Origin of the sequence: Gilliamella sp. wkB112, from assembly GCF_001690685.1 — a bacterium.
Lineage (GTDB): Bacteria > Pseudomonadota > Gammaproteobacteria > Enterobacterales > Orbaceae > Gilliamella > Gilliamella apicola_J.
The window spans coordinates 45,735-69,360 of the sequence record NZ_LZGL01000020.1 but is presented as its reverse complement, the minus strand read 5'-3'; the positions used below and the strand labels follow the sequence as shown (position 1 = coordinate 69,360).

General features: G+C 33.7%; 21 protein-coding genes. 15 read left to right on the top strand and 6 right to left on the bottom strand.

The annotated features are described in order from the left end of the window. Window positions 1-109: 109 nt before the first annotated feature. The 9 genes from A9G12_RS10860 to pgi all read left to right on the top strand — a co-directional run bounded on the left by A9G12_RS10860 (window position 110) and on the right by pgi (window position 11,978). Complete coding sequence (locus A9G12_RS10860; RefSeq protein ID WP_065565871.1) at window positions 110-838, top strand: response regulator transcription factor; 729 nt, start codon at window positions 110-112, stop codon at window positions 836-838. Further along, window positions 835-2,175, top strand: coding sequence for an ATP-binding protein (locus A9G12_RS10855; RefSeq protein WP_065565870.1), 1,341 nt, complete (start codon window positions 835-837; stop codon window positions 2,173-2,175). The genes A9G12_RS10860 and A9G12_RS10855 overlap by 4 nt, the downstream gene beginning before the upstream one ends. A 516-nt stretch (window positions 2,176-2,691) precedes the next feature. Beyond that, complete coding sequence (gene rne, locus A9G12_RS10850; protein ID WP_065565869.1) at window positions 2,692-5,391, top strand: ribonuclease E; 2,700 nt, start codon at window positions 2,692-2,694, stop codon at window positions 5,389-5,391. A 79-nt stretch (window positions 5,392-5,470) separates the two neighbouring features. Beyond that, the gene (locus A9G12_RS10845) at window positions 5,471-6,400 is read left to right on the top strand and encodes an ABC transporter permease subunit (RefSeq protein WP_065565868.1); all 930 of its coding nucleotides are present in this window, start codon (window positions 5,471-5,473) and stop codon (window positions 6,398-6,400) included. 94 nt (window positions 6,401-6,494) lie between these two features. Then, the gene (locus tag A9G12_RS10840; protein WP_176701763.1) at window positions 6,495-7,253 is read left to right on the top strand and encodes an ABC transporter permease subunit; all 759 of its coding nucleotides are present in this window, start codon (window positions 6,495-6,497) and stop codon (window positions 7,251-7,253) included. 2 nt (window positions 7,254-7,255) lie between these two features. Then, window positions 7,256-8,245 (top strand): peptide ABC transporter ATP-binding protein, encoded by a 990-nt coding sequence (locus A9G12_RS10835; protein WP_065565866.1) that lies wholly within the window; start codon window positions 7,256-7,258, stop codon window positions 8,243-8,245. Window positions 8,246-8,268: 23 nt separating this feature from the next. Beyond that, entirely contained in the window at window positions 8,269-9,081 is an 813-nt protein-coding gene (locus A9G12_RS10830; protein ID WP_065565865.1) for a peptide ABC transporter ATP-binding protein, read from the top strand. 154 nt (window positions 9,082-9,235) lie between these two features. After that, window positions 9,236-10,168: a homoserine O-acetyltransferase MetA gene (metA, locus tag A9G12_RS10825; protein WP_065565864.1), complete on the top strand. Its 933-nt coding sequence runs from the start codon at window positions 9,236-9,238 to the stop codon at window positions 10,166-10,168. A 160-nt stretch (window positions 10,169-10,328) separates the two neighbouring features. Next, complete coding sequence (gene pgi / locus A9G12_RS10820) at window positions 10,329-11,978, top strand: glucose-6-phosphate isomerase (protein ID WP_065565863.1); 1,650 nt, start codon at window positions 10,329-10,331, stop codon at window positions 11,976-11,978. 78 nt (window positions 11,979-12,056) lie between these two features. On the opposite strand, the gene crr is transcribed toward pgi, so the two are convergent. The 4 genes from crr to A9G12_RS10800 form a co-directional block, all read right to left on the bottom strand. Further along, window positions 12,057-12,560, bottom strand: coding sequence for a PTS glucose transporter subunit IIA (gene crr, locus A9G12_RS10815; protein WP_065565862.1), 504 nt, complete (start codon window positions 12,558-12,560; stop codon window positions 12,057-12,059). 9 nt (window positions 12,561-12,569) lie between these two features. Next, window positions 12,570-14,297, bottom strand: coding sequence for a phosphoenolpyruvate-protein phosphotransferase PtsI (gene ptsI, locus A9G12_RS10810; RefSeq protein WP_065565861.1), 1,728 nt, complete (start codon window positions 14,295-14,297; stop codon window positions 12,570-12,572). 52 nt (window positions 14,298-14,349) lie between these two features. After that, window positions 14,350-14,607 carry a phosphocarrier protein Hpr gene (gene ptsH / locus A9G12_RS10805; protein WP_065557325.1) on the bottom strand — a complete coding sequence of 86 codons (258 nt, stop codon included), beginning with the start codon at window positions 14,605-14,607 and terminating at the stop codon, window positions 14,350-14,352. A 146-nt stretch (window positions 14,608-14,753) separates the two neighbouring features. Next, window positions 14,754-15,098, bottom strand: coding sequence for a hypothetical protein (locus A9G12_RS10800; RefSeq protein ID WP_141674162.1), 345 nt, complete (start codon window positions 15,096-15,098; stop codon window positions 14,754-14,756). Between the two features lie 96 nt (window positions 15,099-15,194). Between A9G12_RS10800 and A9G12_RS10795 the strand changes: the two genes are divergently transcribed. Both A9G12_RS10795 and pepP read left to right on the top strand, forming a co-directional pair. Beyond that, window positions 15,195-15,737 (top strand): UPF0149 family protein, encoded by a 543-nt coding sequence (locus tag A9G12_RS10795; protein WP_065565859.1) that lies wholly within the window; start codon window positions 15,195-15,197, stop codon window positions 15,735-15,737. A gap of 33 nt (window positions 15,738-15,770) precedes the next feature. Then, window positions 15,771-17,078 carry a Xaa-Pro aminopeptidase gene (gene pepP / locus A9G12_RS10790; RefSeq protein WP_065565858.1) on the top strand — a complete coding sequence of 436 codons (1,308 nt, stop codon included), beginning with the start codon at window positions 15,771-15,773 and terminating at the stop codon, window positions 17,076-17,078. 95 nt (window positions 17,079-17,173) lie between these two features. Here the strand turns inward: pepP and A9G12_RS12370 are convergent, their stop codons facing one another. Beyond that, complete coding sequence (locus A9G12_RS12370) at window positions 17,174-17,974, bottom strand: TonB family protein (RefSeq protein WP_065565857.1); 801 nt, start codon at window positions 17,972-17,974, stop codon at window positions 17,174-17,176. Between the two features lie 167 nt (window positions 17,975-18,141). Between A9G12_RS12370 and ispB the strand changes: the two genes are divergently transcribed. Together ispB and A9G12_RS10775 are read left to right on the top strand one after the other, a co-directional pair. Continuing rightward, the gene (gene ispB / locus A9G12_RS10780) at window positions 18,142-19,128 is read left to right on the top strand and encodes an octaprenyl diphosphate synthase (protein WP_065565856.1); all 987 of its coding nucleotides are present in this window, start codon (window positions 18,142-18,144) and stop codon (window positions 19,126-19,128) included. Between the two features lie 103 nt (window positions 19,129-19,231). Continuing rightward, complete coding sequence (locus A9G12_RS10775; protein WP_065565855.1) at window positions 19,232-20,095, top strand: EamA family transporter; 864 nt, start codon at window positions 19,232-19,234, stop codon at window positions 20,093-20,095. Window positions 20,096-20,225: 130 nt separating this feature from the next. Here the strand turns inward: A9G12_RS10775 and ffh are convergent, their stop codons facing one another. Beyond that, window positions 20,226-21,590 carry a signal recognition particle protein gene (gene ffh / locus A9G12_RS10770; protein WP_065565854.1) on the bottom strand — a complete coding sequence of 455 codons (1,365 nt, stop codon included), beginning with the start codon at window positions 21,588-21,590 and terminating at the stop codon, window positions 20,226-20,228. A gap of 177 nt (window positions 21,591-21,767) precedes the next feature. Between ffh and A9G12_RS10765 the strand changes: the two genes are divergently transcribed. Together A9G12_RS10765 and A9G12_RS10760 are read left to right on the top strand one after the other, a co-directional pair. Further along, window positions 21,768-22,151, top strand: coding sequence for a RidA family protein (locus A9G12_RS10765; protein WP_065565853.1), 384 nt, complete (start codon window positions 21,768-21,770; stop codon window positions 22,149-22,151). A gap of 279 nt (window positions 22,152-22,430) precedes the next feature. Beyond that, window positions 22,431-23,624 (top strand): amino acid aminotransferase, encoded by a 1,194-nt coding sequence (locus A9G12_RS10760; RefSeq protein ID WP_065565852.1) that lies wholly within the window; start codon window positions 22,431-22,433, stop codon window positions 23,622-23,624. Window positions 23,625-23,626: the final 2 nt, after the last annotated feature.

Here is a 23,626-nt window from a genome sequence, read left to right as displayed (position 1 = left end):
AGAGTGATTTTAAACTTTGTAGGCTCTTTGTATATATTTTGTAACGGATATGAAATTGTCTGTATAATGAGGTATCTCTAATTATACCTTATAGTAATAAGAAGGAAAAATGAGTGAACGTATATTAATCATCGAAGATGATGAGCGATTAGCTAATCTAATTCAAGTTTATCTTATTAGGCAAGGTTATATTGTTGAATGGCATAATAGTGGTGAAGGGGCAGAAGAAAAAATTCAAAAACTCAATCCAGATCTGGTGATTTTAGACGTCATGTTACCAGAAAAATCGGGGTTTGATATTTGCCGTGATATACGTACATGGTTTAATAATTTTATTCTTATAATGACAGCAAGTGAAGATAATATCGATGAAATCGTCGGGCTTGAATTGGGAGCTGATGATTATTTAGCTAAACCAGTTGAACCGAGATTACTTTTAGCTCGAATTCGCGCTTTACTGCGACGGAAACAGATTGAGTTAGATAAAGAAGATAATAAAGAATCGATTATGTCTTTTAATGACAAAATAATAGTTTTTGATAATCTGGTAATTGATGCTGAAAATCGTAAAGTATCATTACAAGATCAAGAAATCGATTTAACTACAGCTGAATTTGACCTTTTATGGTTACTTGCTAGTAATGCCGGCAAAATTCTATCACGAGACGATATTTTTTCTCAGGTTAGAGGTATTGATTTTGACGGTAGTGATCGTTCGATTGATGCTCGAATTTCAAGACTTCGTCGTAAATTACTCGATGATCCAGATAATCCATTACGAATCAAAACGGTACGCGGTAAAGGTTATCTATTCTTGCGAGAAGGGGATAACCATTGAGCCAGCTATTAGCTAAACCATTGTTTTTTAATCGCCGTATTATATTTTATCTGGTTATTTTACTTTCATTGCAGTGTATTATTGCTTATGGTGCTTTATTAGTATTTGATTCCTTACCGTCCTCATTAACTGATATGCCAGATGATCATATTGTGTTCCGTGAATCTCAACGAGGAACGGTTAATTTAATCCGAATGCAAATTAATGAAAATAAGGATCGACCGCTACAGCAAGTTGTTGATGAATTGCAACCTTATTTTGGCTATCCAATAGAGATACAGCCAATTAATACATCACTACCTCATTCTGTACATAACGAATTAGTAAAACTGGGTTTTGCGTATGATAGTGATAGAGAGGTTGTATATGTTGATTTGAACGATGGTAATTTGCTGCAATTAGGTCCTATTGTAATGCGTGATATTTTAGAATCTAACACGATGTCATTGAGTGTTTTTCTTATTATCTGGGCATTATTTAGTGCTATTATCTTTTTTATTTTGATTTATTTTGCTTTTAGTGCAGTCTGGAAAGACTTAGTGAATATTCGTCAAACCGCAGAACAATTAGGGCAAGGAAATCTACATGCACGCACCGAAAATGTTAAAGGTTGGTTATTTAAACCACTAGCAAATGTTCTTAATAATATGGGAACCCATATTGAACATTTAGTTAGTACCAATCAAACTATTTCACATGCTATGGCTCATGAATTACGTACACCTCTTGCTAGAATGCGCTTTGAACTAAGCATGCTAGAAGAATCGAATGATCAACAAGAAAGGTCTCTCTTACAAAAAGGTATGAGCGATGATATTAATGAACTAGAAACACTGATTAACGCTAGTTTAAATTACTTCAAAATGCAGCAAAGTAATATTGAGTTAAATCTAAGTTGTGTATCATTAAAAGAATGGGGTGATAAAGTTTGTCAGTCATTAGAACTTTTCAAACCTCCAAAGTTTGAATTAGTTTGTAATTGCCAAGATGTTGAGGCATTAATTGACACTAATCTTATGGAAACAATTGTCAAAAATTTATTACTTAATGCGTTCAAATATGCAACACATAAAGCTATTTTGAATTTGAGTAAACAACAGAATAGTGTAGTAATTGAAATTGATGACGATGGAGCTGGTATTCCTTTTGATGCCCGCGAAAAGATTTTTATGCCTTTTTCTAGACTCGATACCAGCCGAACTCGCGCAACGGGGGGATATGGGCTTGGTTTGGCCTATGTAAAATTAATGGCTGAATTTCATAATGGTAAAGCTTTTGTTGTAACTAGCCCATTAGGTGGGGCAAGGTTTGTAGTGTCGCTCAGAACAGAAGAATAATTATTAATTTTTTATTTAATAGTAGTGGATTTAATTTGCTTGCTATCCTTAGCTGAAACGTGAATAATAGAGATGGATAATTTTATCCTTGTAATGCAGCAATGGCGTTAGACATTACAAATTTCTAAAAGAAAATAGTGTAAGTAGAACCATTATAGTTAGATAACATGTTTATTTTAAACAATTAAAAAAGATTTAGTTTGTTTGCCAAAGACCGATAAAAAAGTTGGATTGCAAATTAACCATAAAATGATATCAATGGATTATATTTTTAGGGATAGTTCGAAAAATATGCAAAGTTTTCGGATTGAAAGTTGTGCCTGAAATATAGAATTGTTATTAGGTAAATAATAGCGGATTCACATAAAATAATAACAAAAATAACACAAATAAAATAATGAATACCGTATAAACGCGCTGAATTTAGTATCATTGGTTACCATTGTTAAAATAAGCACTCTATAAATAATTGGATTCTACCTACAATTAATTAAGATTAATTAAGAGTGTAGAATAATGAAAAGAATGCTAATCAACGCAACCCAGCAAGAAGAGCTGCGAGTCGCTCTTGTCGATGGTCAAAGGTTATATGATTTAGATATCGAAAGCCTTGGTCATGAGCAAAAAAAAGCTAATATTTATAAAGGTAAAATTACTAAAATCAATCCAAGTTTAGAAGCAGCCTTTGTTTCTTATGGTGGTGAACGTGATGGATTTTTACCATTAAAAGAAATTGCTGAAAGCTATTTCCCTTCCAATATTTCTGGACGCCGTAGCATCAAACATTTACAAGAAGGTCAGGAAGTATTAATTCAAATTGAAAAAGAGATTCGTGGCAAAAAAGGCGCGGCATTAACAACGTATATTAGCTTGGCCGGGAGTTATTTAGTCTTAATGCCAAACGATCCTCGTGCAGGGGGGGTATCACGTCGTATTGAAGGTGAAGAACGAGCTGATCTGAAGCGGATTATTGATGCGATTGAAAAACCAAAAGGGATGGGGGTTATTGCTAGAACAGCTGGTGTTGGTAAAACTCAAGAAGAGTTACAACAAGATCTTGATGCTTTGGTTAATTATTGGTCTGCCATTCAAAATGAAGCTAAAAATCATCCTGCGCCAAGTTTAATTCATAAAGAAAGTGATATTATCACTCGAGCATTTCGCGATTATTTACGTGATGATGTTGGCGATATTCTGATCGATAATCCGAAAGTACTTGAAATAGCTAAAAAACGGTTAGTGGATTTAGGGCGTGTAGAATATGTTAGTCGCCTTAAACTCTACGAAGGCGATGTACCATTATTTAATCATTTTCAAATCGAAGGTCAAATTGAGTCGGCATTTCAACGTGAAGTTAGGTTACCTTCAGGTGGTTCGATTGTTATTGATGCGACTGAGGCTTTAACAGCTATTGATATTAACTCAGCAAAATCAATTCGTGGTAGTGATATTGAAGAGACTGCTTTTAATACTAATCTTGAGGCTGCAGAAGAAATTGCTCGTCAATTACGTTTACGCGATCTTGGTGGATTAATCGTAATTGATTTTATTGATATGACTCCAATTCGCAACCAACGAGAAGTCGAAAACCGCCTTAAAGAAGCAATGAAAACAGACCGAGCTAGAATTCAAACTACACGAATCTCACGGTTTGGTTTGCTTGAAATGTCGCGCCAACGCTTAAGTCCTTCTTTGCGTGAAGCTACTCATCATATTTGTCCGCGTTGTCAAGGAACAGGTACTGTTAGGGATAATAACTCACTATCTCTTTCTATTCTTCGGTTAATTCAAGAAGAAGCGATGAAAGATAATACCGTGCAAATTGATGTAATTGTTCCGGTACCTATTGCTAGTTATTTATTGAATGAAAAACGCCGTGCTATTACTAATATTGAACGCATGCATCCTGATGTCAAAATTGTGATTGCTAGCGATGAAGAAATGGAAACACCACTCTATAAAGTAATTCGTAAACGTAGTGGTGAAGAAACTGATGTACTAAGTTATAATTTACCTAAACTTATTCGTGAGCTAGAAGAAGAGGAAGAAGAAGAAATTGCTGAAACTATAGTTGAACAAGCAGTACTTTCAGGACCTAAAGTTGAAACGAATACCACATCTAAAATTGAACCTAAACCTGAAAAATCAGTTGGTTTCTTTAATGGTCTAATTTCAAGGTTACGTAAATTATTTGTGACCGAAAAGACTGAACCTCAACCAATAGTAAAGGCACAACCAACTAAAAGACGTGATAATCAACGATCACATAATCGACGTCAACGTAATAATAAGAATAATACTACAACTACCAACAGTAGCAATATTGCAACGGAAGATCTAAAAGAAACTGTTAAAAATAATAATCGTCGGGCTAAACAAAATAATAATATAGCTAATTCTGCCTCAAATAACACAACTAAAGTTGTTAATGAAGTTGTTCAAACTAAACAACGTGAAGTCAAACCAAGGCGCCAACAGCGATCATTAACTAAGAGTGTACGAATTAAAACAGCTGATATGACTAATGAAATATCAGTCGTGCCGGTTGTGCAAGATAAAGTGATTATTCCTTCGGTATTGTTACCAGTCATTGTATCAGAAACAATAGATGTATCGGCTGTAGAGCAACAACCAAAACGCCAACGTCGTACATCTAGACATTTACGGATGAATGGGCAACGAAATAAGAGACGTGTTAAAAATAATTATCTTAAACAATCTCCAGTTCCATTACCATTTGCTGCTGCTTCATTAGAATTAGCATTGGGAAGAGTGGTAATTGATTATAGTAGTTTAATTAATAATAATGATGAACCAAATGATATTGTTCCGGTTATTCCATCATTATTGTTACCAGTTATTGTTAAAGATAAAATTGAGAATGGTAGTACTAATAATATTGTTGATTCTAATAAAATTAATGAAACACTACAAAATCAGCCCCCTGTTGCTATTGAATTGAATATTGACTATGAAGCTGGTGAACAAAATGTTAGTGATAGTGATTCTCCGATTATTGATCATCAAAAAATAGTTGGTTATTCTTCATCGGCTATGACTAAAGCACCAGCCCCTGAATATTTAGTATCTGAGGTGGCAATAAAACTTCGTGAGGAGTCGGAATATCATTTTAATGGTAAAGGTAATGCTGGCGGTTTAAGTGCACAAGATCATGCATATGCAGAGGCAAGTAAACCAATATTACCATCTGATTAAAAAACTATTATTAATAAAGTGGGAGAAATATATCTCCCACTGTTTCTATTTGGGGCATTAATTACAATAAAGATGTATAATGATAATCTATATTTTAAGAAAAATAGTAACATTCTTATTCATTGTCTGTGTGTTGGCTCAGATTAGCTTTTGTCTTGTTTATTTTGTTCCCGATTCAATATTTTTCAATTTAAGTTTTTTTGATGCCTATACTGCTTTTTTTAAGCAGTTAATACAAGGTCAATTCATATTGTTATCAGGAGAACATGTTCCATTTTTACAGACATTATCTGCTACATTTGAGCTTTGTATTTTAGCTTTAATTATTACGTTATTAATTGGTATTCCTTTAGGTGTTTTTTTGGGGTTAAGTAATATTAATTGGTTAAATAACACTATTAGATTAAGTTGTTTACTTCTTTACTCATGCCCTTTAGTACTAATTGTTATTGTTGCTATGTATTTATCATCATCTACATGGTCATTATTTATTAATTTTAATATTGCGCCTCCAGTTACTAGTGCTTCTTTATTAGATATTATTCTTTCATCTAAAACAGATAAGATAGAATTACTACTTGAACAAATGCAATATTTGCTTTTACCCATTACTATTTTATCTATTCAACCCAGTATTGTAACTATTCAATTAGTTAGCCAAAATGTGAAAAATACAGCTCAACAAAATTTTATTAAAATGGCGATTATTCGTGAAACTTCACCATTTAAAATTTTACGTAAACATTTATTACCTAACTCAATTCCAGCAACTATTCCATTATTAACTTATAATACTACAACATTATTATTTTCAACGATGGTTATTGAGATCTTATTTAATCGGGTAGGGCTAGGGCAATGGATTATGATGGCTTATTATCACCATAACTATTCCATCATTGCTATTGCAATTTTAGCATGCGGATCTTTGATTAGTTTATTGACATTGTTTGGTGAAATTTCAGCTATTGTGATTTATCCTATGAGGCATAAGGAAAATTATGTTTAGGCGAATCAAGTTACTTAATAAGCTAACTCTATGTTTTAAGAAATTACATAGTGATCTTTATTCTATGATAGGGTTCTATGGAATTTTGGCAATTATGTTTGTAGCGTTATCAACTCGTTGGTTTTTTCATGCCCATTTAGATCCTATTTATGCGGTTTCTCTGCCACCAGCTTGGGTTATAAATGGTGATATCAACCATATTCTTGGAACTAATGCTCAAGGACAAGATATATTTTATTACCTATTGATAGGATACCGATCAACTATTGCAATGACCATGAAAGCTGTATTTTATGTGGTTTTGGTTGGTAGTATATTAAATTATATAATGTTTTTTATTCCAATTTTAAGGGCAGTAATATTATTATTATTTCGATTTTGTATGGTGATTCCTCCATTGTTGGCAGTAATAGTAATCAGCTTATTAATTGAAGACAATATCACGAATATGCTAGTAGTTATTGTTTTATCCTATATGCCTCGTTTTATTTACAATATTTACCAACAAATGATCAGGGAATGGCATAAAATCTATATTACAGCTTATCGATTAGATGGATTATCAGCGTTTACAATTTTAAATAGCTATATTATTCCTAATATATTACCTGTTTATTTAACTGAACTTGTATCGTTATTTGGGACTGCTATTTTAGCCATTACCACTTTAACATTTTTAGGTTTTGCAAATGACATTTCCCGACCAGATCTAGGCATGATGATGTTTCAAATGAAAGATATTATTACTACAAATTACTGGGCTTTTTTATCACCAGGAATTGCTGTAGCCATTACTATTACATTAGTTTATTTGTTTATTTTTGGCCTATATGGTCGTCAAGCGAGTAATTAGTTATGGCATTATTAGATATCCGTAATTTGACTATTGAATTTATTACTCCTGACGGTCTTTTACGAGCGATTGATCGAGTGAATCTAAAATTATCTGAAGGCGAAATTCGAGGATTAGTGGGTGAATCTGGTTCTGGTAAAAGTTTGATAGCAAAAGCTATTTTAGGGGTAACTAATAACAATTGGAAGATTTCTGCCGATCGATTTCATTTTGATAATATTGATTTATTAAGTCTTACGCCAAAGCAACGACGTAAAGTGATTAGTGCTAATATTTCAATGATATTCCAAGAACCACAATCTTGTTTAGATCCTTCAATGAAAATCGGACAGCAGTTAATCGATGCAATCCCAAGAAGGACATTCAAAGGTCATTGGTGGCAACGGTTATTTTGGCGTAAAAATCGTGCTATTGAGTTACTACATCGAGTAGGCATTAAAGATCATAAAGAAATACTCAAATCTTATCCTTTTGAATTGACTGAAGGCGAATGTCAAAAGGTGATGATTGCTATTGCGCTTGCTAATCAGCCTAAACTACTTATTGCTGATGAACCTACTAATGCGATGGAAGCTACAACAGAAGCGCAAATTTTTCGATTACTCGCAAGTATGAATCAAAATATGGGAACCACAATTTTATTGATTAGTCATGATTTACAAATGGTAACCAGATGGACGGATCGCATTAACGTGCTATATTGTGGGCAAATGGTGGAGATAGCTGATAGTAAAGACTTGTTTAAATCACCCTATCATCCTTATACTCAAGCGCTAATTTATGCAATTCCTGATTTTGGAAAAGCCATGCCTCACAAAAGTCCATTGAATGCTTTACCTGGAGTAATACCGTCGCTTGAGCATTTGCCTATTGGTTGCAGATTAGGCCCACGTTGTCCTTATGCACAAAAAAAATGTATTCAAACCCCAGAATTGATACCAATAAAAGACCATTCTGTTGCCTGTCATTTCCCTTTGAATACTGAGGAATAGCTATTCATTTAGAAGGAATAACCATGAATCCAGTTTTAAAAGTGCGTAATTTATCCAAACAATTTTTAGTTCCTAAAGGTATTTTTGGACATTTGCGTATTGATGCAGTTAAACCGCTATCATTTTCGCTTAATGAGGGAAAAACTCTCGCTATTATTGGACAAAATGGTTCAGGAAAATCAACGCTTGCTAAAATGTTAGTGGGAATGATAAAACCTGATAGTGGTGATATTTGGATTAATGACCTTAAAGTTAAATATGGTGATTATAGTAGCCGTTGCCAACTTATTCGTATGATTTTCCAGCATGTTGAAAGCTCGTTTGACCCAAGACTTCGTATTGGACAATTACTAGAAATTCCATTAAAACGTAATGCTAATTATGATGCAATTGAACGCGAAAAGCTAATTAATGCTGTATTGAAGCAAGTGGGGTTATTACCGGAACATGCGTCATATTACCCTTCAGTTATGGCCGCGGGTCAAAAACAACGGGTGGCACTTGCCAGAGCATTAATTTTGAAGCCGAAAGTTATTATTCTTGATGAAGCTTTAGCTGCTTTAGATATTTCAATGCGATCTCAAATAGTAAATTTGATGTTGTCATTACAAGAAGATCAAAAAATATCTTATGTTTATGTAACTCAGGATATCGGGATGATGAAGCATATAAGTGATGAGATTTTAGTAATGCATAATGGTGATTTGGTTGAATATGGTAATACCGCTGAAGTATTAGCTTCACCATTAAGCGATATTACGCAAAAACTTATTCACAGTTATTTTGGTGAAGCATTGACGGCTGATACTTGGCGGACTGATACAAGGGCATTTTAATATCAGATTTGTTTATTATATTTTAATCAATTGTTGTCTCATAAAAAGTCTCGACAAATAATTTAAAACACACTATATTTAGCTATATAGATTTCTAGACGTCTATTCTGGAAAGTTATTTTAAATAGATTAATGCTTTTTAGGAGCTTGTGTTATGCCTATTTGTATTCCTGATTCTCTACCAGCTGTTGATGTACTTCGTAATGAAAATGTATTTGTGATGACCTCATCTAGAGCAAATACACAAGAAATTCGCCCATTAAAGCTTCTATTCCTAAATCTTATGCCTAAAAAAATTGAAACTGAAAACCAGTTTTTGCGATTATTATCTAATTCTTCTTTGCAAATTAATATCAAGTTATTACGTATTGATCAGCGTGAATCAAAAAATACGCCAATAGAACATTTAAATAGCTTTTATTGTAATTTTGATGATATTCGTGAACAGAATTTTGATGGCTTAATTATTACTGGTGCTCCATTAGGAAAAGTTGCTTTTTCTGAGGTGGTTTATTGGCCTAAATTAGTTGAAATTATTGATTGGGCAAGAGAACATGTAACTTCAACCATGTTTGTTTGTTGGGCGGTACAAGCGGCTTTAAATGTTTTATATGATCTCCCAAAATTAACACGTACTCATAAATTATCAGGGGTGTATCAGCACAATACAATCGAGCCAAATGCTATTTTGACTCGTGGTTTTGATGATACATTTTTAGCTCCACATTCGCGTAATGCTGATTTCCCTTTGGACAAAATTAAAGCCTATACTGATTTAAATATTTTAGCTGAATCTGACATTACTGGCGCTTATTTAATGACTACTAGAGATAAACGTATGGCATTTGTGACAGGTCATCCCGAATATGACTCTTTTACACTAGCCAATGAATATTACCGTGATTTAAAAGCTGGTATTAAACCAGAAATTCCAGCAAATTATTTTCCTGAAAATAATCCACATTTAATACCTAAAGCAACTTGGCGTAGCCATGCTTATCTTTTATTCAGCAATTGGCTTAATTATTATGTTTATCAATTAACGCCATTTGATTTAACCACTCGTAATATGACAATTGATGATTAAATAAAAAAACTAATAGAGAGATTTTGAACATAGGTATTTATCCACCTAAAGAAATAGTTTTGATGTTATACCTAGAAATTAGTTCATAAAATCCTTATCTTGCATCATCTTTGGCATAGTTATATTATGAACACAACGCATATTATCTAAGGAATTTATTATGTTAAAGTCAATAGATCCAACTACTACATCATCTTGGAAGTCTCTACAAACTAGCTACGAAAAAGACAAAAGTAAAACGATTGCACAAATCTTAAACGAAGAACCAAAGCGAGTCGAGAAACTTAGTATTCCTTTTGAAGATGAATTTCTAGTTGATTTATCCAAAAATCGAATTACACAAGCAACATTAGAAATCCTTTATAAGCTTGCTGATGAATGTGACCTCAATGGTGCAATTAAAGCTATGTATAGTGGTGAAAAAATTAATCGAACAGAAAATCGAGCAGTATTACATGTGGCCCTTCGTAATGTATCAAATACCCCTATTTATGTAGATGGTACAAATGTTATGGATGATGTTAATGCTGTGCTAGCAAAAATGGAAAAATTCAGTAATAAAGTTATAAGTGGTGAATGGAAAGGTTACACAGGAAAAGCCATTACTGATGTTGTAAATATTGGGATTGGAGGTTCTGATCTTGGTCCACATATGATAACAGAGGCTTTAAGACCTTATAAAAACCATTTAACTATGCATTTTGTGTCTAATGTTGATGGTACTCATATTGTAGAGGCGCTTAAAGGTTTAAACCCAGAAACAACTCTATTTCTAGTGGCCTCAAAAACTTTTACGACACAAGAAACCATGACCAATGCACAAACTGCGCGTGATTGGTTACTTGCAGCAGCCAAAGATAACAAAGCAGTAGCCCTGCACTTTGTTGCGCTGTCAACTAATGCTAAAGAAGTTGAAAAATTTGGTATTGATACTGCCAATATGTTTGAATTTTGGGATTGGGTTGGTGGTCGTTATTCATCTTGGTCAGCGATTGGATTATCAATCGTGCTATCAATAGGTTTTGATAATTTTAAACAATTTTTAGCTGGTGGTCATGCTATGGATAAGCACTTCCAAAATGCGCCAATTGATAAAAATATTCCAACTTTATTAGCACTTATTGGTATTTGGTATAATAACTTTTTCGGTGCAGAAACCGAAGCTATTTTACCTTATGATCAATATATGCACCGTTTTGCAGCTTACTTCCAACAAGGTAATATGGAATCAAACGGTAAAAGTGTAGATCGCAACGGTCATAAAACCACTTATACTACTGGGCCGATCATTTGGGGAGAACCAGGTACTAATGGGCAACATGCTTTTTATCAATTAATTCATCAAGGTACTAAACTTATTCCTTGTGATTTTATTGCCCCTGCTATTAGCCATAATCCTGTTGGTGATCATCATCCAAAATTACTTTCTAACTTCTTTGCACAAACTGAAGCATTAGCTTTTGGTAAAACAGCTAAGCAAGTTGAACAAGAATTTATTGCTGCAGGAAAAACACTTGATAAAGTAGAAGCAATTGTTCCATTTAAGGTATTTGAAGGTAATAAACCGACCAACTCTATTTTAGTTAAAAAGATCACTCCTTATACACTCGGTGCATTAGTCGCTATGTATGAGCACAAGATCTTTACCCAAGGTATTATTTTAAATATCTTTAGTTTTGATCAATGGGGCGTTGAATTAGGTAAACAGTTAGCTGGGCGAATTTTACCTGAATTAGCTGATGATAAACCAGTGACGTCTCATGATGATTCAACTAATAATTTGATTAATCAATATAAGAAGTGGCGTTAACAAGGATAACTGAATATACGAATTTTATACTATAAAAAAACCTTTAGTTGTAAGCTAAAGGTTTTTTATGAAAGATACTTATTTTTTTACCCGCATGACTGGTGTTTTACCTGCTTCAACGGTACCAGATAGTTTGGTTAATTCAGTAATACTTTCCATATTGGAAATTACCACTGGAGTTAAAACTGATTTGGCTTTGCTTTCTAGTAGTTGTAGATCGAATTCAATAATTGTGTCACCAATTTTAACTTGTTGCCCTTCTTCAGCAATGCGAGTAAAACCTTCTCCTTTTAATTCCACAGTATCAATACCGAAATGAACAAAAAGCTCAATACCTTCATCTGATTCAATTGCAAAAGCATGATTAGTTTCGAAAATTTTACCGATTTTACCATTTAATGGAGCTACAATTTTATTACCTGCCGGTTTAATTGCAATGCCATCGCCAACAATTTTTTCTGCAAAAACGACATCAGGTACATCTTCAATTTTAACAATTTCACCACTTAATGGAGCAATAATCTCAATACTATTTTTATTATCATCAGATACAAATTGCTTTATTTTATCAAATAACCCCATTATATCCTCCTAAATAACTTGTTTTTCTGTCGTATAACTTTCAATCAAATCAAGAATTTCTTTTGTTGTTGCTTTCTCAAGCGCTAAATCAGCAAGTTTTTTAGCTTCTGCATAATTGGTATTACGAATCAATTTTTTGATTTTTGGAATTGATACTGCACTCATACTAAATTCATCAAGTCCCATACCTAGTAGTAAAATAGTAGCTCTTTCATCACCAGCTAGTTCGCCACACATACCAGTCCATTTACCTTCTTTATGAGAAGCATCAATAACATTTTTAATTAAAGTCAATACTGATGGTGCAAGTGGATTATAAAGATGAGAAATTAGTTCATTGCCACGATCGACCGCTAAGGTATATTGTGTTAAGTCATTGGTTCCGATACTAAAGAAATCAACCTCTTTGGCTAAATGATGGGCAATAACAGCCGCAGCAGGTGTTTCAATCATCACACCAATTTCAATATTTTTATCAAACGCTTTCCCTTCGAGGTTTAATTGTTCTTTAAGAATACTAATTTCAGATTTTAATAAACGAATTTCTTCAACAGAAATAATCATTGGGAACATAACACGTAATTTGCCAAATGCTGATGCTCGCAAAATAGCTCTTAATTGTGCATGCAGTATTTCTTTACGGTCAAGGCAAATTCGAATGGCTCGCCAGCCTAAAAATGGATTTTCTTCTTTTGGTAAATGCATATATGGTACGTCTTTATCACCACCAATATCCATTGTTCTAACTATAACAGATAAGCCATTAGTTGACTCAGCGACCTCTTTATATGCTTTAAATTGCTCTTCTTCATCAGGATACGCATCACGATCCATAAATAAAAATTCAGTTCGGTAAAGTCCAACGCCTTCATAACCATTGCGTTCAGCACCAGCGATATCACGAACAGTTCCTATATTGCCGCAAATTTCGACTTGATGACCATCAAGTGTTACTGCAGGTAAGTCTTTTAATTTTGCTAGTTCTTCTTTATCGGCAATAAATTTGGCTTGAACTTGTTTTAGTTTTTCTTGTGTAGTGTGATCTGGGTTAATATAGATAGCATTATTAATAGCATCTAAAATAATAAAATCACCTTGTTTAATTTCTTGAGTAGCATTAGAAGTACCGACAATAGCTGGAATTTCTAATGAACGAGCCATAATCGAAGTGTGAGATGTTCGTCCACCAGCATCAGTAATAAAACCTAAAACCATATCTAGATTTAATTGAGCAGTTTCTGAAGGTGTAAGATCATTAGCAACTAAAACACACGGTTGACTAATAGCACTTAAATCAACAATTTCCATACCTAAAATATTTTTTAGTAAACGTTTGCCAATATCACGAATATCTGCAGCACGTTCTTTCAAATACTCATCATCAAGGTTTTCAAGTTCTTTAGCTTGAGTTTCAAATACAGATTGGACTGCGGCATCAGCGGTAGAATGTTTGCTTTGAATACGAGAAATAACTTCTTGTTCAAGATCTTCATCTTCAAGAAGCATGATATGTCCTTCGAAAATAGCAGCCTTATCTTCACCTAGAGTCGATTTAGCACGTGTCATAATAGCATGAAGTTGCTCACTTGATTTTTGTCGGGCTTCTTTAAAACGCTCAATTTCAGCATCAATTTTATTATCAATAATTTGTTTATTATTAATAACAATCGGTTCTTCTTTTAGTAATAATGCTTTAGCAAAAGCGATGCCTGGGGAAACAAGTATACCTGATATCATAACATTTAATCCTTATGTAATTTTAAAACTGTTCATTGCTAATTGGGAGATATTATTCCAACTCAGGAATTAATTTTACTAAATGATTGACTGCTTCTTTTTCATCCTCTCCTTCAGCAGAAATAGTAATTACTGTACCTTGTGTTAAACCTAAAGTTTGTAATTTAAAAAGACTTTTAGCACTAGCACTTTTACCATTCGAAGTGACAGTTATTTCAGCATTGAAGTTTTTTGCTTCTTTTACGAACTGTGCGGCAGGGCGGGTATGAAGACCATTGGACGCAGTAATGGTTACATCTTGTTTATACATAGTTGTTTTACTCCCAAAATTATTTCATTTGTGCGATCTGAACAATATAAATAAAAACCTCTAGAAAGGCTAGTAAGATTTCATATATCTTTAAAAACTGTTAATATTATCCACATTAACACACTTAAATATGCATATTCTATCTATTAATATCGGTAAATTCGAGTGATTCTATCACTACATTTTTTGAATTCAACCTGACCATGGATTCCGTGTTTGATATTTTCGAAAACTAATTCTTCACTACCATCAAGTTGTGAGGCTTTAATCTCTTCTCGACAATTAGTTTCAAACTTTTTAAGTTCTTGCTCACTATTGCTTAATTTGTAATAAGTAGGTAAGTTTTGGCTTGTCACATAAGTTTGTGCTTTATCATGTACATCAAGAGTAATTATTCCTTGATTTGACCACCAAGAACTACAAGCAGTTAAAAATATAATAACCATTATAAATAGCAAAGTCATTTTCAAAGGTAATCTTATAATGTCCAAAATAATTCCTTTATCTCACAGCTTAATCTGTTTATCATTTATAATTTGAGATAGGAATTATATACTAATATTGAGTTAAAGTGCAGGGTGGAATGTATGACTGACAAGATTAATTATGACGAGTTTAATCGTCAACTAGTGCACCATAAACTTGGTATCACTGCAGCTGAACTACATGGTTTTATATCAGGGATTTTAGCTGGTGGAAATCATGATGAAAGTTGGTACCCATTAGTTAAAGATATGTTAAATAATGGACAAGTTATTATTGATCCTTTAAATCAACAGATTAAACAGCTATATAGCTTAACTAAGCAACAATTGGCAGATAAAAATTTTGAATTTCAATTGTTATTAAGTGAGCATGATTTATTTACACAAATAGATGATTTAGTCGGTTGGGTAAATCATTTTTTACTCGGAATTGGGTTAGTTCAACCTAAACTTAATCGCCTTAAAGGCGATGTTGGTGAAGCTATATATGATTTACGGCAAATTGTTAAACTTGGCTATGATGAAAATGAAGATCCAGATGAGCTTGGATTTGCATTTGAAGAGATTAAAGAGTATGTTCGCATCACATCTATATTGTGCTTTGACGAGTTTAATGATGCAGATATCTCTCCAACTATTCATTAAGATTTATGGCTAATCATACTTAAGGTAATCATGATGACAAAAGCGGAATTCAAAACAGAGCTTTTAACTCGCCGAGAAAAATTGCTAGCACAAATGGAATCTAATAGTGTTGCACTTTTTTTTGCTGCTCCAGAAGTAGTACGTAGTAATGATACTCACTATCCATATCGACAAAATAGTGATTTTTGGTACTTTACTTTTTTTTCTGAACCTGAAGCGCTGTTTGTTGTTATAAAAAAATCAGATAATAGTTCTAGGTGTGTACTATTTAATCGGAAAAAAGATCCATTAGCAGAAACATGGACAGGTTATCGTTTAGGGCAGCAAGCTGCTTTAGATTCAATTTGGGTTGATGAAGCGTATCTTTTCGATGAAATAAATGGTGTACTTCCTGATTTATTAAATGGCAAAACAGCAATCTATCACGCTGATCAACAATATGGATTTGCCGATCAAATTGTCAAGAAAGCATTAACAACTTTGCGACAAGGTACAAGATTAAATTTATCCGCACCCACTAAAGTGATTGATTGGCGGCCTATAGTACATGAGATGCGTATGTTCAAATCTGAATTTGAAATGGCAATTTTGCGAGACTCTTGCAAGATTAGTGCTCAAGCACATATAAGGGCGATGCAAAAATGTAAACCGCATCTGTATGAATATCAATTAGAGGCCGAAATTTTACATGAATTTGCTATACATGGCGCTCGTTGGCCATCTTATAACACTATAGTTGGTGGTGGCAATAATGGTTGTATCTTACATTATGAAAATAATAGTACCAAATTAAAAGAAGGTGAATTGGTTCTGATAGATGCTGGCTGTGAATATCAATATTATGCAGGTGATATTACTCGTACCTTTCCGATTAATGGTAAATTCAGTCAAGCACAACGCGAAATATATGACATTGTATTAGCATCACAATATCAAGCTATTTCATTATTTAAACCTGGTACATCAATTAAAGAAGTTAATGATCATGTAGTTAGAACCATGGTTGAAGGTTTAGTCAAACTGGGTATACTTCAAGGTAGTATTGATAGATTAATTGCCGATAGAGCATACATTACTTACTATATGCATGGTTTGGGGCATTGGTTAGGAATGGATGTGCATGATGTCGGTAGTGGACGAGATCGCGTTTTAGAACCAGGTATGGTATTAACCGTTGAACCGGGCTTGTATATAAATCAAGACGCTGATGTTCCCGAGCGTTATAAAGGTATTGGGATTCGTATAGAAGATAATATTTTGATTACAAGGTACGGAAACGAGGTACTTACTGCTGATGTTCCTAAAGATCCGGACCAAATTGAAAAATTGATGAAAAAATAAATTTATCGATTAAAAAAATTTTTTTTATATCATCGTGTTAATATCACTAACTGATATATGCTTAATTAAAACAATATACTATAAAGCTAGTTTACTTAAACACCATTTAAATTGATTGATTTATCTCGATTAAAAATAATTTTTATTTTTAAATTGCTGGCTGCTATAGGCTTATACTTCCATGTTTTCATTGCAGTAATAACTGAGCGATTAAAAATATTATTAGGATTGGCTTCGACAATACGTATATTTTCAACCCGGCCATCACTGTTTACATCAAAAATCGCTATTACATATCCTTCTAAACGCATATCTAGAGCTCGTCGTGGATATTCTGGTTGGTTGCGACTAATGGGCGATGGTGTTGCCGAAAATTGGCGATTATCAGAAATTGACGGTGCTACAGCTGTTTTTGCAATATTATTACTCACAATTTCCTGCCTAATTCTTTGGGGTTGAGACTTCTGTGCGGGAGGTCGTTTCTTTTTAGGTTTTACTTCTTGTTCTTGTTTAATAACAGCTTCTTTTACTGGTGTTGGTTCAGGTTTTACTTCTTCTTTAACTACTTCTGGTTCAGTAACTGGCTCTATAATTGGTTCTTCAACAGGAGGTGTTTCAATTATTTCATTATTTTGTGTTTCGGGCGTATTTTCAACTAATGATTGTTCCGGAGCCGCCATTTGTGTTAAATCTAACATTATTGCTTTAATACTGTCATTACCTTCATCAACTACAATATTGTTGGCAAATAGAGCCGAACTAAATAGTAAACCAGCAAAACAAAAGTGTGACAAAACTGAAAGCGATGTATATAAATAAACGCCTTTTAATTTTTTATTTGTATGAGATTGAGGAATCTCCTTATTATTGATGTCTATATCAAAGTTAATCTTCATAACGGTTATCATTTCTAATTTAAGGTGGTTAGTTTAAATGAAAATGCTTATCATTTGTAGCATTTTCTTGAAAGAATAAAATAACCAATATCAAAACTTGTTGTAGGAGAATATTTATCAGATAATATCTATTAGATATTTTTCTATTATTTATAACGGTTAAACTGATGAATAATCCATCAATAAATCACATTATTGAGCTCGTTGAAGAAGATTTAATTAAAGTTAATACAGCAATTCAAGCAGAACTGAGCTCTGATGTTGCTTTAATTAATCAATTAGGTAATTACATTATTAGTAGTGGTGGTAAACGTATTCGTCCAATTATTGCTTTATTGGTAGCAAAAGCTCTTAATTATCAGGGTGATAAGCATATTATTACTGCCGCTTTTATTGAGTTTATTCATACTGCAACTTTGTTACATGATGATGTGGTGGATGAGTCAGATTTACGTCGTGGTAAATCGACAGCTAATGCTTTTTTTGGTAATGCTGCTAGTGTTTTGGTGGGGGATTATATTTATACTCGTTCGTTTCAAATGATGGTCCGTACTGAATCATTTAAAGTATTAACTATTATGTCAGCGGCAACCAATGTGATAGCTGAAGGTGAAGTACAACAATTAATCAATTGTAATGATCCTGATATTACCAAAGAGAAATATTTAGAAGTTATTTATCGTAAAACCGCCCGCTTATTTGAAGCTACTTCACATTCAGCCGCAGTACTTGCTGGAGCAGATGAACGTCAAGAATTTGCTCTGAAAGAGTATGGGAAATATTTAGGAACTGCTTTTCAAATTATTGATGATTTGCTTGATTATAGTGCCGACAGTAATCAAAAATTAGGTAAAAATTTGGGTGACGATCTTAATGAAGGTAAACCTACATTACCACTTTTACATGCTATGCATCATACTAAAAATACTCAGGATGCACGTCTAATTCGGAAAGCTATTGAACAAGGTAATGGTAGACATTTGCTAAATCGAATTTTGCAAATAATGGATGAATGTGGGTCGCTTAAGTTTACTTTACAAGCTGCACAGCAAGAAGCAAAAAAAGCCTTTGATGTTATTGCAATTTTACCAGATTCCCCATATAAACAAGCATTACAAGATCTAGCTTTACTTTCAGTTAAAAGAGAAAACTAGTTATTACATGGTACATTTTTATACTTAAACATAAGGCTTTCCTGAAACATTTTGTTATTAACTGTGCAAATTATAATCCACTACATAAATTAAGGTAATACTAATGTTGAAACGGTCTTGGCCGGTTTTATTAATTGTTATTTCGATGATTTCGGTGCAAGGTAGTGCATCGATGGCTAAATATCTTTTTCCGCTACTTGGACCGGAAGGAATGACTGCATGGCGTTTAGCCTTTTCTGCTGTTCTGTTAGTTATCATTTTCAAGCCTTGGCGTAAACCAATAACTAAGTTAGCATTGAAGTACATTTTTTTATACGGCATTGTAATGGGGTGTATGAATTTATGTTTTTATAATGCAATAGCGCGGATCCCAGTTGGTATTGGAGTAGCAATTGAACTCACCGGACCAATCATGGTCGCAATGTGTTCTTCCCGCCGTTTAACTGACTTTATTTGGTTAGGTATTGCTGTAACAGGTTTAGTAATATTATTACCTATTCATCAAGCATCAAGTGACTTAGATCCGATTGGTATTTTATTGGCATTAGGAGCAGGTAGTTGTTGGGCTGGTTACATTTTATTTGGTCGTAAGGCTGGAGCTCTTCATGGTTCGTCAAGTGTTGCTATTGGTTCAGTAATAGCCTCGTTTCTTATATTTCCAATCGGAGTGTGGCAATGTGGTGGATTGATGTTTTCTGTAGATCTTTTGCCATTAGTTTTTGTGGTAGCATTACTAGCATCTGCTATTCCTTATGGTTTGGATATGATTGCTTTACCAAGAGTACCGGCACAAACATTTAGTACTTTAATGAGCTTATCACCTGTTTTTGCAGCATTTTCGGGGTTAATTATTTTGCATGAACAGTTAAATGGTTATCAATGGTTAGCTATAGGTTTTATTATTATATCTTCTATAGGTACTGTATTAACTATGAATCGACCGACTAAACTTAAATCGATTAAATAATTAAATCGTAATATTGTTATGTGACAATCGCGCATACATAAGCGCGATTGTTTAATAGAAACCAGTAAATTGTTATTGTGGTACAATTTCAATTTATGTTAATGACAAAAAATTAGATGGAGATATTTAATTAACGAGGAAACCCCATACCACCACCCATCATACCTTTCATTTGTCGCATCATTTTCATCATGCCACCGCCTTTCATTTTTTTCATCATCTTTTGCATGTCTTCAAACTGTTTAAGAAGTTTGTTGACATCTTGCACTTGAGTACCAGAGCCATTGGCTATGCGACGTTTGCGTGATCCTTTGATAATTTCAGGATTGGCGCGTTCTTTTAAAGTCATAGAACCAATAATTGCTTCCATTTTAATCGTTATTTTATCATTCATTTGTGCCTTAATATGATCGGGTAATTGACCAACGCCAGGTAATTTAGCTAACATTGCCCCCATTCCACCCATATTGCGCATTTGTTTAAGCTGATCTTGGAAATCATTAAAATCGAATTTATCGCCTTTTTTCAGCTTTTTGGCAATTTTTTCCGCTTTTTCACGATCAACATTAATTTGTAATTCTTCAATTAATGAAATTACATCACCCATGCCTAAAATTCGTGAAGCAATGCGATCTGGATAAAATGGCTCTAAAGCGTCAGTTTTTTCACCCATCCCTAAAAACTTGATTGGTTTACCGGTAATATGACGGATTGAGAGGGCAGCCCCCCCACGAGCATCACCATCAACTTTAGTTAGGATAACCCCGGTAAGTGGTAAGGCATCATTAAAAGCCTTAGCGGTATTAGCGGCATCTTGCCCGGTCATGGCATCAACTACAAATAAGGTTTCAATAGGATTAATTGCTTGATGAAGAACTTTAATTTCATCCATCATATCACTATCAACATGTAAGCGACCTGCCGTATCGACAATTAACGCATCGTAAAATTGCAATTTAGCATGACTAATAGCTTTGTTAACAATATTAACAGGTTTTTCATTGATATCAGATGGGAAAAATTCTACATCTATGGATTTAGCAAGCGTTTCTAGTTGTTTAATCGCTGCCGGACGATATACGTCAGCAGACACTACCAGCACTTTCTTTTTCTGTTTTTCTTTAAGGAATTTAGCTAATTTAGCCACGCTGGTAGTTTTACCTGCACCTTGTAAACCTGCCATTAAAATTACAGCTGGTGGTTGCGTTGCCAAATTAAGTGAACTATTCACTTCACCCATTGCGTTAGTGAGCTCAGATTGTACAATTTTGATAAACTCTTGGCCCGGGGTTAAACTTTTATTAACGTCTAGACCAACAGCTTTGGTTTTAACTTGATTAATAAATTCACGTACAACGGGCAATGCAACATCGGCTTCAAGTAGTGCCATACGTACATCACGTAGCGCTTCTTTAATATTTTCTTCGGACAATCGCCCACGACCACTAATATTTCGCAATGTCTGTGATAAACGGTCAGTCAAATTCTCAAACATAGTTAATCTCAATAATTAAAAAAATTTTGATTATCATATCAGAAAATTGTTAGAAGTCCCATGATCATAATTTTGTACTACCTTGACATAAAATTATGATCCTGTTCAAATGTCATAAGCTAAAAGTGTGACTTTTAGTCATCAGGAAAAGAATAGCTATACAGGAGATAAAAAGATATGGCAAAAATTATTAATACAGACCAAGCACCTGCTGCGATTGGTCCTTATGTTCAGGCTGTTGATTTAGGCAATATTATGTTTGCATCAGGGCAAATTCCAATAATTCCAGCTACCGGAGAAATGCCCAGTTGTGTTAAAGAACAAACTAAACAAAGTTTGGCTAATGTTAAAGCAATTATTACTGCGGCAGGTTATGCAGTAAATAATATTGTCAAAACCACTATTTTTTTAGCTGATATGAATGATTTTGTAGCGGTAAATAGTGTCTATGAGGCATTCTTTACTGAAAATAATGCCTCATTCCCTGCGCGCTCTTGTGTACAAGTGGCCAGAATACCAAAAGATGCTAAAGTCGAAATTGAAGTGATTGTCGCTAAATAGACTTGTTAGTATTAGCACATCATAGTGCTAATACTAGTTATCTAATGTGGAAAAATATTTCATTTAAGATTAATGCTTTAGTATGAGTCTTAAGAATATTAATAATGTTATTATTAATATAATCTTCCTAAAATATCTCTAATTACACTATAAATTTACTTTTTATAATCAATAAAATAATCTGTTAATAAACTATTATTTAGTGATTGATTGCCACTTGACTTGGTGCAATAATCTACAATAAATTATTGTAGATTATTGAGAAACTAGGTTATAAATATGTTTGAAAAAGTTGAGTCATATGCTGGAGATCCGATTTTATCATTAGTGACTGATTTTAATAATGATAGTCGAAAAGATAAAACAAATTTAAGTATTGGTTATTACTATGACGAGCATGGAGTTATTCCACAATTAGAATGTATAAAAGTCGCTCGTGATTATCTATATAATAACCAAAAACAAGCACAACTCTATTTGCCAATGAGTGGTTTACCTAGTTATTGTCAAGCTATTCAATCCTTATTATTTGGTGAAAATAATCCTGCATATCAAGATAAACGTATTGCTACCATTCAAACCTTAGGTGGTTCCGGCGCATTGAAAGTAGGGGCTGATTTTTTATTTCGTTATTTCCCAACATCCGAGGTTTGGGTTAGTGATCCAACTTGGGAAAATCATATTGCGATTTTTAATGGAGCTGGATTTAAGGTTAATAAATACCCTTATTTTGATCCACAAACCTGTGGTGTTAAATTTGAGGCAATGTTAGCAACATTGAATAAATTACCAGCCAAAAGTATCGTGTTACTTCATCCATGTTGTCATAATCCAACTGGAGCTGATTTGACACATGACGAGTGGGATAAAGTAATTGAGGTGTTGTTGGCTCGTGACCTTATTCCCTTTATGGACATTGCTTATCAAGGATTTGGTGAAAGTATTGATGATGATGTCTATGCTATTAAAAAAGCAGCTGAAAAAAAATTATGTGGTTTGGTAAGCAATTCATTTTCAAAAACATTTTCGCTATATGGTGAGCGAGTTGGAGGGTTATCTGTACTATGTGAAAATAGCGAAGCAGCTAATCGGATCCTTGGCCAACTTCAAGCAACAGTAAGACGAAATTATTCGAGTCCTGCGGCTTATGGTGCCCAGTTGGTATCACATGTGTTGAATAATTCAGACCTAAAAATGCAATGGTATGAAGAAGTTGCGTTAATGCGTGAACGTATCGCATTAATGCGATCTACTTTAGTTGACTCCTTAAAAAAAGCAGTACCAGATCGTGATTTTGATTATTTGGTCAAGCAACGAGGTATGTTTAGTTATACTGGTTTTACTCAAGAACAAGTTAATTATTTAAGGAAGAATTTTGCTGTTTATTTGGTGGGCAGCGGAAGGATGTGTGTGGCTGGTTTAAATCACCATAATATTTACCGTGTAGCAGAAGCATTTGCTGCATTAAAATAATA